The 12,999-nt window shown below is 65.4% G+C and carries 12 protein-coding genes and 1 riboswitch; of the genes, 3 read left to right on the top strand and 9 right to left on the bottom strand.

Annotated elements, in window-relative coordinates; genetic code table 11:
- Window positions 1-102: 102 nt before the first annotated feature.
- Window positions 103-230: riboswitch (yybP-ykoY riboswitch) on the bottom strand.
- A gap of 215 nt (window positions 231-445) precedes the next feature.
- The 5 genes from dapB to hrcA form a co-directional block, all read right to left on the bottom strand.
- On the bottom strand, window positions 446-1,249 hold the full coding sequence (gene dapB / locus ISP20_RS11595; protein WP_204636262.1) for a 4-hydroxy-tetrahydrodipicolinate reductase: 804 nt from the start codon (window positions 1,247-1,249) through the stop codon (window positions 446-448).
- Window positions 1,250-1,393: 144 nt separating this feature from the next.
- A complete protein-coding gene (dnaJ, locus tag ISP20_RS11590; protein WP_204636261.1) occupies window positions 1,394-2,524 on the bottom strand; it encodes a molecular chaperone DnaJ in 1,131 nt (376 codons plus the stop codon).
- A gap of 133 nt (window positions 2,525-2,657) precedes the next feature.
- On the bottom strand, window positions 2,658-4,589 hold the full coding sequence (dnaK, locus tag ISP20_RS11585; protein ID WP_204636260.1) for a molecular chaperone DnaK: 1,932 nt from the start codon (window positions 4,587-4,589) through the stop codon (window positions 2,658-2,660).
- A 160-nt stretch (window positions 4,590-4,749) separates the two neighbouring features.
- Window positions 4,750-5,268 carry a nucleotide exchange factor GrpE gene (gene grpE, locus ISP20_RS11580; RefSeq protein WP_204636259.1) on the bottom strand — a complete coding sequence of 173 codons (519 nt, stop codon included), beginning with the start codon at window positions 5,266-5,268 and terminating at the stop codon, window positions 4,750-4,752.
- A gap of 84 nt (window positions 5,269-5,352) precedes the next feature.
- Window positions 5,353-6,405: a heat-inducible transcriptional repressor HrcA gene (gene hrcA, locus ISP20_RS11575; protein ID WP_204636258.1), complete on the bottom strand. Its 1,053-nt coding sequence runs from the start codon at window positions 6,403-6,405 to the stop codon at window positions 5,353-5,355.
- 193 nt (window positions 6,406-6,598) lie between these two features.
- Here hrcA and recN point away from each other — a divergent pair, with 193 nt between their 5' ends.
- Window positions 6,599-8,269, top strand: a complete 1,671-nt coding sequence (recN, locus tag ISP20_RS11570; protein WP_204636257.1) for a DNA repair protein RecN — start codon at window positions 6,599-6,601, stop codon at window positions 8,267-8,269.
- 277 nt (window positions 8,270-8,546) lie between these two features.
- Here the strand turns inward: recN and ISP20_RS11565 are convergent, their stop codons facing one another.
- Window positions 8,547-9,182, bottom strand: coding sequence for a response regulator transcription factor (locus ISP20_RS11565; protein WP_204636256.1), 636 nt, complete (start codon window positions 9,180-9,182; stop codon window positions 8,547-8,549).
- A gap of 137 nt (window positions 9,183-9,319) precedes the next feature.
- On the opposite strand from ISP20_RS11565, the gene ISP20_RS11560 reads away from it, so the two are divergent.
- Window positions 9,320-10,915 (top strand): MASE1 domain-containing sensor histidine kinase, encoded by a 1,596-nt coding sequence (locus ISP20_RS11560; RefSeq protein WP_204636255.1) that lies wholly within the window; start codon window positions 9,320-9,322, stop codon window positions 10,913-10,915.
- A gap of 345 nt (window positions 10,916-11,260) precedes the next feature.
- On the opposite strand, the gene fur is transcribed toward ISP20_RS11560, so the two are convergent.
- Complete coding sequence (gene fur / locus ISP20_RS11555) at window positions 11,261-11,674, bottom strand: ferric iron uptake transcriptional regulator (protein ID WP_204636254.1); 414 nt, start codon at window positions 11,672-11,674, stop codon at window positions 11,261-11,263.
- A 76-nt stretch (window positions 11,675-11,750) separates the two neighbouring features.
- Here fur and ISP20_RS11550 point away from each other — a divergent pair, with 76 nt between their 5' ends.
- Window positions 11,751-12,227: an outer membrane protein assembly factor BamE gene (locus ISP20_RS11550; protein ID WP_204636253.1), complete on the top strand. Its 477-nt coding sequence runs from the start codon at window positions 11,751-11,753 to the stop codon at window positions 12,225-12,227.
- Between the two features lie 17 nt (window positions 12,228-12,244).
- On the opposite strand, the gene ISP20_RS11545 is transcribed toward ISP20_RS11550, so the two are convergent.
- Together ISP20_RS11545 and ISP20_RS11540 are read right to left on the bottom strand one after the other, a co-directional pair.
- Window positions 12,245-12,526 (bottom strand): RnfH family protein, encoded by a 282-nt coding sequence (locus ISP20_RS11545; protein WP_204636252.1) that lies wholly within the window; start codon window positions 12,524-12,526, stop codon window positions 12,245-12,247.
- Window positions 12,519-12,950: an SRPBCC family protein gene (locus ISP20_RS11540; protein WP_204636251.1), complete on the bottom strand. Its 432-nt coding sequence runs from the start codon at window positions 12,948-12,950 to the stop codon at window positions 12,519-12,521. The genes ISP20_RS11545 and ISP20_RS11540 overlap by 8 nt, the downstream gene beginning before the upstream one ends.
- Between the last annotated feature and the right edge of the window lie 49 nt (window positions 12,951-12,999).

The following is a 12,999-nucleotide window of genomic DNA, read 5'->3' as shown; positions in this document are numbered from 1 at the left end:
TTCCAAGGCCGGGCGAGCGGAAAACCATTGGCTCAGCGACGCGAGCTCGCCCGGCTAAGGTGAGCGCGTCGTGGCCAAAGGTCTCGCCGGGCTGCCGATACCGGGTGGCATCGATGACCATCCGCGCCATGAAGCCGGAGCTTCAAGTCTGTTGACGCGGATTCCTCTGGAATCGCTGCCGACTAGCGGCCGCGAGGGGGTGAGGATGGCTACTCCCCAATGACAATCGGCGTAAGTTTAGGGGCCCGGGTGGCACCAGGCAAGCGAGCTGGCCTCGATGTCGGAATACCAGCCGGTTCCTGTGCGGGGCGCGTCACAAGCTGAAAGTGGCCGTCTTCGTTGAGTCGCGCACAGGGTGCGCTCCCACAGGGAGGCGGCCAACTTGTGGGAGCGCACCCTGTGCGCGACACCCGCTTGCCCCGGTTATCGGAAGAACCCCGCTGTCTTACCGCGAAGAACGCTCCGCCAGCATCGCATCGAGATCGTAGTCGCCCGCTTCGCGGCCACTAAGCCAGTGCGCCGCTTCCAGCGCACCACGAGCGAAGATCGATCGATCGGTCGCGCGATGCACCAGTTCCAGGCGCTCGCCCTGCCCCATCAGCAACAACTCGTGTTCGCCCACGATGTCGCCGCCGCGCACCACGGCAAAACCGATGGTGCCCTGCGTGCGCGGTCCCACGCGTCCTTCGCGGGCGTAGACGGCGCTCTCGCGCAACGAAGTGCCGCGTGCGTCAGCGGCGGCTTCGCCCAAGGCGAGCGCGGTGCCCGAAGGCGCGTCTTCCTTGCGGTTGTGATGCGCTTCGATGATGTCCAGATCCCAATCCGGCAACGCCGCCGCGGCCTGTCGAAGCAGGCGCGTGAGCACGGCGACACCCAGGCTGAAATTGGCCGCCCGCAGCAGCGCAATGCGCGAAGAAGAGGCGCTGAGCCGCTGCGCGAAGGTGGCATCGAGCCCGGTGGTGCCCGTCACCAGGGCCACGCCGTGGGACTCGCAATAGGTCAGCGCTTCGGCAAGACCGGCCGGGCCGCTGAAATCCACCACTACGTCCAACGCATCCGCCGCCGGCCATTCGTGCGTGAAGCTCAACGCGCCCTCGCAGGTATCGACGGGCCGGCCCAGCTTCGACGAGTCCGGCGAGGCGATGGCCGCCACCAGACTGAAGCGTGCGTCGTCTTTCACCAGTGCGAGCAGCGCCTGCCCCATGCGGCCGGTGGCGCCATTGATGGCAAGGCGGACGGGTTGGGTCATACGCGGCTTCCTTCCTGGGACGGGCTGGCACGAAAGAACTGATGCTAACGCCAGCGGGCGTCCACGTGTGCGGCTGTAATGAATCGCCCAAAAACAAAACCCCGGCATGGGCCGGGGCTTGTGCTCACCATGCGTCGCGCAAAATTACGACGTGACGCGCGACCAGAACTGCTTGACCCCGTCGACCCAGGTCTTGGCGCGCGGCGTGTGCTTCTCCGCCTCGCCGTCGTCGAAGGTGGCCTCGAGCTGCTCCAGCAGATCGCGCTGCTGCTTGGTCAGGCGCACCGGCGTTTCCACCACCACTCGGCAGATCAGGTCGCCGGTGCGGCTGCTGCGCACCGACTTCACGCCGCGCCCGCGCAGGCGGAACATCTGCCCTGTCTGCGTTTCCGGCGGAATATTGATCGGCACTTCGCCTTCCAGCGTGGGCACCTGCAGCTCCGCGCCCAGTGCCGCTTGCGAGAAACGGATCGGCAGTTCGCAATGCAGGTCGTTCCCGTCGCGCTGGAAGATGGCGTGCTCACGCACACGCACTTCGACGTAGAGATCGCCTGCCTCGCCACCGGTCGGGCCGGCTTCGCCCTGTCCCGTGAGGCGGATGCGGTCGCCGTTGTCCACGCCCGAGGGAATATTCACCGAGAGTGCGCGCGTTTCTTCCTGGCGGCCTTGACCATCGCACTGGCGGCACGGCTTCTCGATCGCCTGGCCGCTGCCACCGCAATGCGGGCAAGCCTGCTGGATGGAGAAGATGCCGTTCTGCATACGCACGCGGCCGTGGCCCGCGCAGGTCTTGCAGGTCACCGTCTTGCCGTCGGCCGAACCGCTGCCGTTGCAGTGATGGCAATTGACCTGGGTGGGAATCTCGATCTTCTTCTCGGCGCCGAACACGGCCTCCTCGAGATCGAGTTCCATGATGTAGCGAAGGTCGGAGCCGCGACGCGAACGCCCGCGCCCACCGCCGCCCATGCCGAAGATGTCGCCGAAGATATCGCCGAAGATGTCGCCCATGTCGCCGAAACCGCCGGCGCCGCCACGACCGCCCATGCCGTGCTCGAAGGCGGCATGGCCGTGCTGGTCGTACATCGCGCGCTTCTGCGCATCGGCCAGCACTTCGTAGGCCTCCTTGGCCTCCTTGAATTTTTCCTGCGCATGCGGATCGTCCGGGCAACGGTCCGGGTGGTACTTCATCGCCAGTCGACGGAACGACTTCTTCAGTTCGACCTCGGTGACGGTGCGTTCCACACCCAGGACTTCGTAGTAATCACGCTTGCTCATCGTTGCATCCGACATGGACCGTTCTCTTGCGGCAGGAGTTGCTCGACCCCTGCCCTATCAGCAAAAAGCCCGCGCCAGGGCATCGAGTCCCGGGCGCGGGCTGCATCAGATCGGCAGCGCCGACCGGGCCATATTACTTCTTATCGTCCTTGACTTCAGTGAACTCGGCATCGACCACGTCGTCCTGGCCGGCCGAGGAGCCGCCCTGCGGACCGGCGTGGGCACCGGCGTCACCCTGCGGACCGGCGCCGCCCTGGGCCGCTGCGTACAGCGCCTGCGCCACCTGCTCGAGCTTCTCGACCTTCGACTCGATGGCGGCCTTGTCGTCGCTGTCCTTGACCTTCTCCAGGTCCGACAGCGCGCCTTCGATGGTGCTCAGCTGATCGGCCGGCACCTTGCCGCCGTGCTCCTTGAGCGCACTGCGGGTGGCGTGCACCAGCTGGTCGGCCTTGTTGCGGGTGGCGACGAGCTCGTGGAACTTCTTGTCTTCTTCCTTGTTGGCCTCGGCGTCGGCCACCATGCGGTTGATCTCGTCCTCGGACAGGCCCGAACCGGCCTTGATCTCGATCTTCTGTTCCTTGCCGTTCTTCTTGTCCTTGGCCGACACGTGCAGGATGCCGTTGGCGTCGATGTCGAAGGTCACTTCGATCTGCGGCATGCCGCGCGGCGCCGGATCGATGCCCTGCAGGTCGAACTTGCCCAGCGACTTGTTCGCGCTGGCGCGCTCGCGCTCGCCCTGCAGCACATGCACGGTGACCGCGCTCTGGTTGTCGTCGGCGGTGGAGAACACCTGCGACGCCTTGGTCGGCACGGTGGTGTTCTTCTCGATCAGCTTGGTCATCACGCCGCCCATCGTCTCGATGCCGAGCGACAGCGGGGTGACGTCGAGCAGCAGCACGTCCTTCACGGTACCGCCCAGCACGCCGCCCTGGATCGCGGCGCCCACGGCGACGGCTTCATCCGGGTTGACGTCCTTGCGCGGCTCCTTGCCGAAGAAGTCCTTCACCGACTCCTGCACCTTGGGCATGCGGGTCTGGCCACCGACGAGGATCACCTCGCTGATGTCGGACACGCGCAGGCCGGCGTCGTTCAACGCGGTGCGGCACGGTTCGATGGTGCGCTTGACCAGGTCTTCCACCAGCGCTTCGAGCTTGGCGCGGGTGAGCTTGATGGTCAGGTGCTTGGGACCGGAAGCGTCGGCCGTGATGTACGGCAGGTTCACTTCGGTCTGGTGGCTGGAGGACAGCTCGATCTTGGCGCGCTCGGCGGCGTCCTTCAGGCGCTGCAGTGCGAGCGGATCCTTGCGCAGGTCCATGCCCTGGTCTTTCTTGAATTCCTCGACGAGGTAGTCGATGACGCGCATGTCGAAGTCTTCGCCACCCAGGAAGGTGTCGCCATTGGTGGCCAGCACTTCGAACTGCTTCTCGCCGTCGACTTCGGCGATCTCGATGATCGACACGTCGAAGGTGCCGCCGCCGAGGTCGTACACGGCCACCTTGCGATCGGCGCCCTTCTTGTCGAGGCCGTACGCCAGCGCAGCGGCGGTCGGCTCGTTGATGATGCGCTTGACGTCCAGACCGGCGATGCGGCCGGCGTCCTTGGTGGCCTGGCGCTGGCTGTCGTTGAAGTACGCCGGCACCGTGATCACGGCTTCGGTGACCGGCTCGCCGAGATAATCCTCAGCGGTCTTCTTCATCTTCATGAGCACCTTGGCCGAGATCTCCTGCGGCGCCATCTTGCGGCCGTCGGAGGTCTGCACCCAGGCGTCGCCGTTGTCATGCGCGACGATGCCGTAGGGCACGATGTGCAGGTCTTTCTGCACTTCGGCGTCGGTGAACTTGCGGCCGATCAGGCGCTTCACCGCGTAGAAGGTGTTCTTGGGGTTGGTCACGCTCTGGCGCTTGGCCGGCGCGCCCACCATGACTTCGTTGTCCTTGGTGAAGGCAACGATGGACGGCGTGGTGCGATCGCCTTCCGAGTTTTCAATGACCTTGGCGGTGGTGCCGTCCATCACGGCGACGCACGAGTTGGTCGTGCCCAGGTCGATACCGATGATTTTACCCATGTTCTCTACTCCCTAAATTCTTGAGCGACCCCTCGGCCGCGAACTGATTTCCAGATGGGGTTCGGCAGGTTTTATCTCAATGCCGACAAGACCCCGCATGCCTTGCCACCGTTGCCCGCAGGGGACGCCGTTCAGGCGTCCTCGACCGCCGGCGCGGGTGTCATTCCTTGGCGACCGCCACCAATGCGGGGCGCAGCAGCCGGTCGTTCAGCACGTAGCCCTTCTGCAGCACGTTGACGACCGTGTTGGGGGCCGCGCCCGGGGCCTCCACCATGCTCACGGCGTGGTGCTTTTCGGGATCCAGCGGCTGCCCCACCGGATCGACCTGCACCAAGCCATTGTTCTCGGCAATCTTCAGCAGCGATTTGAGCGTGAGCGCAATGCCCTCGCGCACACTGGCCACGTCGCCGCCTTCCACCTGCAAGCCGCGCTCCAGGCCGTCGTAGATCGGCAGCAGCTCGTTCAACAGTTTCTCGTTGGCGAAGCGGCGGGCCTGCTCCACGTCGCGATGCAGGCGGCGACGCTGGTTTTCGATTTCCGCCTTTTCGCGCAGCACGGTGTCGCGCAGCTCCAAATTGCCGGCTTCCAGTTCGGCGATACGCGCCTTCAGTGCTTCCAGCTCGGCGCCGGGCGCCTCGCCCTGCGTCTCGGTGGACGCTGTTGGATCGTTGCTTTGCATAATGACTCCAAGCCTTATCCATGGCCGGTGCCTCAGGCACCAACCGTCAAACACTTGCGGGTAAAACCCCGCCTCCCGAGCGGGTTATAAGGTCGTAGCGACGCGATTCAAGGCGTCGCTAAGCAAACCGGCAGTGGCCTGCACCACGGGAATCACCCGTTCGTATGCCATACGGGTGGGTCCAATAACTCCCACGGCACCCAGCACGCGGCCCTGTGCACCATAGCTGGCTGTGACCACACTGCAACCGTCCAGCGCCGCAAAACCCGATTCTTCGCCGATGAACAGCCGCACGCCCGGGGCTTTGGCGCACACCTCCATCAGCTGAAGCAGCTCGTTTTTCTGCTGGAAGGCCTCGAATAGCTCGCGCAGGCGTTCCAGGTTGGCCAGTTCCGAATAACCCATCAGATTGGTCTGGCCGCTGACCAGCACGTCGTCGCTTTCGGTCTGCGGGGCGAACGAGGCCGCCGCCAGCTCCACCGCGCTGGACATCAGCCGGTTGAGCTCGCCGCTGGCCTCGCGCAGTTCGCGCAGCAGATGGGCACGGATATCGTCCAGGCGCAGGCCGGCGAAGTGGGCATTGAGGTAATTGGCCGCCTGTTCCAGCTCGCGCCCTTCCAGCGGCTTGGCCAGCTGCACGATGCGGTTCTGCACCTGGTTGTCCGAAAACACCAGGATCACCAGCACGCGGGCCTCGGGCAAAGCCACGAAGTCGATGTGGCGCAGGGGGAAGTCCACCTGCCGCGGCACCGTGACCACACCGGCGAATTGGGTCATCGCTGAGAGCAGCGTGGAGACGTTGCCGAGCAGATCGCGGGTGGTGGTGGGGCCTGGCGGCAGTTCGCGGCGCAGGCGGGCCATCTCGTCCTGCGGCAACGGCTGCAGCTCGATCAGACTGTCGACGAACAGGCGCAGGCCACGCGGTGTAGGCACACGGCCCGCCGAGGTGTGGGGCGACGCCACCAAGCCGGCTTCTTCCAGGTCGGCCATGATGTTGCGGATGGTGGCCGGGCTCACGTCCAGCCCGGACGAGCGCGACAGCGTACGCGACCCCACAGGCTCGCCATCGGCGAGGTACTGGGCGATCAACGTGCGCAAAAGGCGACGTGCGCGGGCATCGAGAGGGGCGGCAGGCATGCAGTATCGGTCCGTGAGACATGAAAGAAATAAGGTCTCGCGGCAAAGTTTGCAAGAAACGGCGATGGGGGATGGCTGGCAGGGGTTCCAAAACCGGATGGCGGTGATGCATTCGGACGCCAGCGTGCGCCCCCACTACCCGCCCCCCGTCCCCATCCCCTTACAATCCCCCGACTCCATCACGCCGCCACCCATGCTCACCTCGCTCTACGTTCGTCATTTCGCCGTCGTCGAAGAAGCCGAGATCGCCTTCGGCCCGGGCCTTACCGTCGTCAGCGGCGAAACGGGTGCGGGCAAGTCCCTGCTCGTGGATGCCCTGATGCTGCTGGCCGGCGCCCGCGCCGACAGCGGCATGGTCCGTGCCGGCAGCGACCGCGCCGAACTCACCGCCGAGTTCGACCTGACCCAGCTGCCCGAAGCCCGCGAATGGCTGCGCCGCGAGGAGCTGGACGAAGAGGACAGCTGCCAGCTGCGCCGCGTGATCCGCGCCGAGGGCAGCTCGCGCGCCTGGATCAACGGCCGCCCGGCCAACGCCAGCCAGCTCGGCGAGCTGGCCACGCTGCTGGTGGAAATCCACGGCCAGCACGAACACCAGGCGTTGCTGTCGCGTGCCCATCAGATGGAACTGCTCGACGCCTACGCGGGCAACGAAGCACTGGTGGCACAGGTACGCGAGCTGGCCCAGCAATGGCGCGAGTTGGGCAACCGCATCCGCAAGCTGAGCGGCGGCGACGATCGCGACCAGCGCATCGAGCTGCTGAGCCACGAACTGGGCGAGCTGGACAAGTGGGCCCTGCCCGCCGACGAACTCACCGAACTGGAAGCCAGCCACAAGCGCCTGGCCAACGCCGGCCGCCTGGCCGAAGGCGCGGGTGGCGTGGTGGAACTGCTCGATGGCGAGAGCGAATTCGCCTTGCGTCGCGCGCTGGGCCGCGCCCAACTGGAAATGACCAAGCTTGCCGCGCTGGACGATCGCCTGGCACCGCTGCTGGAACTGCTGGACAACGCCTCCATCCAGCTCAGCGAAGCCGCCGACGGCCTGGGCCGTTACGCACTCGACGTCGATCTCGATCCCAACCGTTATGCCGAAGTGGACACCCACCTCACCCGGCTGCATGAACTCTCGCGCCGTCATCGGGTGACCGTCGCCGAACTGCACGACAAGGCCGGCACGCTGCGTATCGAACTCAGCGAACTGGAAGGCGCCGGCGATGCGCTGGAAAAGCTCGCCACCCAGCGCACGCGCCTGCAACAGCAATACGGCGAACATGCCGCTCAACTGAGCCAGGCCCGCCAGCAGGCCGCCGAACGTCTCGGCGGCGAAGTGAGCGTGCTGATGGGCGAGCTGGGCATGAGCGGCGGCCGCCTGGTGGTCGAGCTGGAAGCGACCAGCGAAAGCGATCCCGACCCGCAAGGGCGCGAACGCTGCGAACTGTTGGTCAGCGCCAACCCCGGCCAACCGCCGCGCGCGCTGCGCAAGGTGGCCTCGGGCGGCGAGCTGGCGCGCATCAGCCTGGCCATCGAAGTGGCTACGCTGGGCAAGGACACCATCGGCACCATGGTGTTCGACGAAGTGGACACCGGCATCGGCGGCGCGGTGGCCGAGGTGGTGGGACAAAAGCTGCGTGCGCTCGGTGGGCAGCGCCAGGTGCTATGCGTCACGCATCTGCCGCAGGTCGCGGCACAAGGTCACGCACATCTGCGCGTGAGCAAAGACAGCGATGGCGAATCGACTCGCACGCGGATCGAGAAGCTCGACGCCAATGGCCGCCGCGATGAACTGGCGCGCATGTTGGGCGGCGTGGAGATCACCCGCGAGACGCGGGCGCATGCGAAGCAGATGCTGGAGCGGGCGCAGGTCTAAAGCGGTCACGCGTTTAACTGTAGGAGCGCACCCTGTGCGCGACCGCGGTGCCCCGTCTTCACCGCTCCGTAGGATGGTCGCGCACAGGGTGCGCTCCTACATACAGGAGAAGCAGCGGACTGGCGTTGGACGCTGGCGGGTGGAACGTGCGCATTTCTTTCTGTGGGAGCGCCCTTGGGCGCGACAACCTGACGGAGCGAGGCGCCGATGCGCACACGTCGCGCCCAAGGGAGCTCCCACAAAATCGCTCCCACAAAATAACGGCTGCTATCGCTGATCAGTTCTTGCGCGGCAACAAGCCGCGTTCGGCCGCCATGCGGTAGAGGTCCAGTTCCGAACCCGCGCCCAGTTTGCCCATCAGGCTGGCGCGATGGATGTAGACGGTCTTCTGGCCAATGCCCAATTCGCCGGCCACCTGCTTGGGCGCACGGCCGGCCGCCAGCAGCAGGAACACTTCGCGTTCGCGCGCGGTGAGCCGGTAGATGGGATCGCGCGATTCGCTGGGACGTTCGGCGCGCCGCTTGCGCAGATCCGAGCTGAGGAAGCACTCGCCCTGCATCACCGCGCGCAGACCCGCGACCAGTTCCTCCGGCGCCACACCCTTGGTGACGTAGCCGCTCGCGCCGCGACGCAGCGCTTCCGATACGTACGGCTCGCCGTCGTGCATGCTCAACACCACGATGCGCGTGTCCGAGGCGACGCTGCGCAGATGCTCGATCAACGGCAACCCGCTGCCGTCGGGCAGCGAGAGATCGAGTGCCACGAGATCGGGACGACACGAGCCAACCGCTTCCACCGCATCGTCGGCGCTGCGGCATTCCGCAACGACTTCCAGATCCGGTTCCAATTCGATCAGCCGCTTGAACCCCTCGCGGACAATGGCGTGGTCATCGACCAGGACAATGCTGTACATGCCTGCATGTATAGCAGTCCCGGAGGCGGTTGACGATCTCTGTGCGCAGGCGACCGGGAGAAAGGCCGTGGGCGGGAACGGCAAAGCACACGGATGGCCGTCTGGACCGCTGCCCTACGCCATGTAACATCGGTCGCATGCGATCTAAATCTTCCGCGCTTCCGGGTACCAGTCTGCTGCTGGGTATTGGCTATCTGCTGCTGTGGCTGCTGCTCTGGCCCACCGAGCAGCCCTATTGGATGCTTCCCTACGGCCTGCGCTTTGGCGCACTGCTGCTCGCCCCCACGCGCATGTGGCCGTGGCTGCTCGGCGCCGAGTTCGCCGCCAGTGGGCTGATCGCTTTCGTCCATCCGCTGCCGATGGGCTGGCGGGGCTTTTTCATCGGGGAGCTGCCCGAACCGCTGGTGGTTGCCAGCTGCCTCTGGCTGATGCGCCGGGCCAACCTGCACGCCAGCCTGCGCGATCCCGAAGACGTGGCCCGCCTGCTGCTCTCGGCAGCCTTCACGGTGGCGGCCACCACCGCCACCGATGCCGTGCTGCTGGCGCTGATCCACGCCAGCCCCACCACCGACCTGATGATGCAGGCGCTGGGCCAGGATCTGCTCGGCAACTACGTCGGCGTGCTGTTGGTGGTGCCGCTGCTGGTGCTGTTGCTGCGCGCACGGCTGGACAAGCGGGCGTTCGGCCGTCTGCTGATGGATGGCCTGCTGGTGCTGCTGCCGTCGCTGGCCATCCTGCTGGTGCTCTCATCGCATGCGGCGCCGCAGCCGCAGTTCGCCCGCGTGCTGTCGCTGGCGCCGGTGCTGTTCTTCGCGTTCCGGCACGGCTGGCGCGGCGCCAGCCTGGCCATGCTGATTTCCAGCCTGGGCATGACCCTGGTCGATCATCTCTCGGGCCACGGCAGTCCCGGCGCGCCGGGCGAACTGTTCCTCGCCGTGGCAGGCACCGGCGCGCTGATGCTGGGTGCCGCCACCGATGCGCTTCGCCGCAGCAGCGAGCGGGTGGCGGAACAGAATGTCTATCTGGCCGCCGTCAACCGCCGTCTCGACCATCTCGCGCGCCAGCTGCGCGATGCCGCTCGCGGCAACCTGCGCACCGAGGAAAACCAGCGCCGCCACATGGCGGCGGAACTGCACGACGAACTGGGCCAGAACCTCACCGCCATCCAGACCCACCTGAAGCTCGCGCAATCTCGTCTGGCGCAGGCCGGCATGGATGACATCGGCGTGTCCATCAACGCCATCCTCGGCCACATGCGGCGCGCCCTGCATCGCCTGCTGGACGACCTGCGCCCCGCCGTACTGGACGAATTCGGCCTGCTGCGCGCACTGGACGAGGGTCCGATCCGCGACCTGCTCAACGCGGCCGGCGTGGCCTATCGCACCGAATTGCACGGAGACCCCCGCCTGCTCGACGACGACACCCGCACGGTGGTCTATCGCCTGGTGCAGGAAAGCGCCACCAATGCGGTCAAGCACGCCCATGCCGACACGTTCCAGCTGCGCCTGCGTATCGGCGAACGCCAGGGCGTGGCACTGGCCCTGCTGGATATCCGCGACAACGGCATCGGACTGCCGGCCCGCATGCCCAGGGGTGGTCGCGGTATGCAGGGGATGCGCGACCGGGTGACTTCACTGGGCGGCCTGTTCCGGGTCCGGCCGGAGGCCCAGGGCGTTCATCTTCGAATAATGTTGCGCAGCAACACACAAACTGGTGACGTAGCTCGCACTTAGGATCGTTACATAGGAAATTTTCCGATACCCGTGGTGTGAAGGGTTCGTTACGCTGGATTCATCGATGTGGGGGAGCCACCATCGCAAGATGGTGAGCCATGTCAACCGTGGGGACGGTGGACATGAAGAACGGCAGGATGCCGTTCCGCCGAAATCGGTGGCAAAACCGGGACGCGCGAGCAACTCGCCCTCCCAGGAGCCATCCGGTATCGGATAAGCCGTTGGGCGGACAGGAGTCCTCCCGCGGCTTTTTTTATGGGCGAAGGTTTTGCAGGCCGCCCGTGCGACCACGAAAAAGGCCGGCAACGTTTCCGCTGCCGGCCTCCGGATTCCCCTGGAACAGGCTTATCGGCCCTTTTTCGGGCGCACGTACAGCACCAGGCTGTGATCCTCGATCACGTAGCCGTGGCGGGCGGCGATCTCGGCCTGCAGGCGCTCGATCTCCTCGCTCACGAACTCGATGACCTTTCCGCTGTCCACATCAATCATGTGGTCATGATGCTTGCCGCGATCCAGCTCGTAGACGGCCTGGCCGCCCTCGAAATTGTGCTTGACCACGATGCCCGCCGCCTCGAACTGGGTCAGCACCCGGTAGACGGTGGCCAGGCCGATGTCTTCCTGGTGGGCAAGCAGACGTTTGTAAATGTCTTCGGCGGTGAGATGGTGGGCTTCCTCATCTTCGAAGATCTGCAGAATGCGCATGCGGGGGTGCGTGACCTTCAGCCCGGCTTTGCGCAGTTCTTTGGTTTCCTGTTCCATAGCAAACTCCACGCACACGGCGCCACGAGGCCGTTAGTGTATCATCCGACACCTTTACGATCCGGACGCAACACGCATGCATAAGCTGATTCGCACGCTGGGTTTTGCCATGCTGGCACTATCGCTGGCCAGCTGCCGTCTCATTTACACCCCCGACGTGCAACAGGGCAACCTGCTCGACAAGAAGACCGTGGATCAGCTGCAGCCCGGCATGACCAAGCGCCAGGTGCTGGTGCTGATGGGTTCGCCGTCGGTGAATTCGCCCTTCAGCCAGAACGAGTGGGCTTACGTCTCCACCCAGCAGCATCGCGGCGGCGACATCAAGGTCCACACGCTCAAGCTCACTTTCAACAACGATGTGCTGGTCCGCACCGAAGGCGATTTCTTCGCCGAAGACGCGCAGAAGCTCATCAACGACACCAAGAAGTACCACGCCAGCTATCCGGTCGACGAAACCAAGGGTGACAAGAACACCGGCGGTGGCGGCGACAAGGGTGGGGACAACGGCGGCGGCGGCGGTGGCGACAGCGGCGGCGGCAACGACGGTCACTAAGACCGCGCCGGCCGGCGTCAGCCCTCGTGGGCGCGGCGCCGGCGTGCTTCCTTCGGATCGAGCGTGAGCGGCCGGTAGATTTCCACCCGGTCGCCCTCGCCTAGCACGTGGTCCAGCGTCACCTTGCGGGAAAAGATTCCCAGCCGCGCCGGATCAACCACCAGCCCTGACACTTCCTGCACGATGCCCGAGGCCTCAATGGCCTGCGCAACGGTGCTGCCCAGGGGCACGCTGACTTTTCGCAACCAGCGTCGCGAGGGCTCGGCAAAGACCACCTCGACGGTGACCTGCTCAGCCATAGGTGCGTTCCGCCTCGCGGCAGAAATCGTCCACCATGCGGCTGGCCAGACCCTGGAAACCCAGTTTGATGGCGGTGCCGCCCAGCCTGCCCGCGTAATCGAAGTCCAGCGCAAAGGACACCTTGCAGCCGGCATCGCCCAACGCGATGAACTCCCATAGCCCGTCCAGGCTGCGGAACGGTCCATCGACCAGGCTCATATGCAGACGACTGGGACGCACGGTGGAATTGCGCGTGGTAAAGCTCTGGCGAAACCCCATGTACTTGAGATCCAGCCGCGCCACCAGCACATCCTCGCCACGCTCCAGCACCTGAGCGTCGACACACCAGGGGAAGCGCTTTGGGTATGCTTCAACGTCATTGACCAGATCGAACATCTGGTCCGGCGAATATCGCACCAGGGCGCTGCGGCGGATCTCGATCACTTCAGCCTCTTCTTGAGCATCATTTCAGTCCCTCCACGGACGGGACATC

Source organism: Dyella kyungheensis (genome assembly GCF_016905005.1).
Classification (GTDB): Bacteria; Pseudomonadota; Gammaproteobacteria; order Xanthomonadales; family Rhodanobacteraceae; genus Dyella; species Dyella kyungheensis.
Note: the sequence above shows the minus strand (reverse complement) of the source record. Positions and strands in the feature narration are given on the sequence as shown.

Coding starts and splice junctions, on each gene's coding strand:
- dapB (WP_204636262.1), bottom strand. CDS start 1,249: ATGACCCAACCCGTCCGCCTTGCCATCAATGGCGCCACCGGCCGCATG.
- dnaJ (WP_204636261.1), bottom strand. CDS start 2,524: ATGAGCAAGCGTGATTACTACGAAGTCCTGGGTGTGGAACGCACCGTC.
- dnaK (WP_204636260.1), bottom strand. CDS start 4,589: ATGGGTAAAATCATCGGTATCGACCTGGGCACGACCAACTCGTGCGTC.
- grpE (WP_204636259.1), bottom strand. CDS start 5,268: ATGCAAAGCAACGATCCAACAGCGTCCACCGAGACGCAGGGCGAGGCG.
- hrcA (WP_204636258.1), bottom strand. CDS start 6,405: ATGCCTGCCGCCCCTCTCGATGCCCGCGCACGTCGCCTTTTGCGCACG.
- recN (WP_204636257.1), top strand. CDS start 6,599: ATGCTCACCTCGCTCTACGTTCGTCATTTCGCCGTCGTCGAAGAAGCC.
- ISP20_RS11565 (WP_204636256.1), bottom strand. CDS start 9,182: ATGTACAGCATTGTCCTGGTCGATGACCACGCCATTGTCCGCGAGGGG.
- ISP20_RS11560 (WP_204636255.1), top strand. CDS start 9,320: ATGCGATCTAAATCTTCCGCGCTTCCGGGTACCAGTCTGCTGCTGGGT.
- fur (WP_204636254.1), bottom strand. CDS start 11,674: ATGGAACAGGAAACCAAAGAACTGCGCAAAGCCGGGCTGAAGGTCACG.
- ISP20_RS11550 (WP_204636253.1), top strand. CDS start 11,751: ATGCATAAGCTGATTCGCACGCTGGGTTTTGCCATGCTGGCACTATCG.
- ISP20_RS11545 (WP_204636252.1), bottom strand. CDS start 12,526: ATGGCTGAGCAGGTCACCGTCGAGGTGGTCTTTGCCGAGCCCTCGCGA.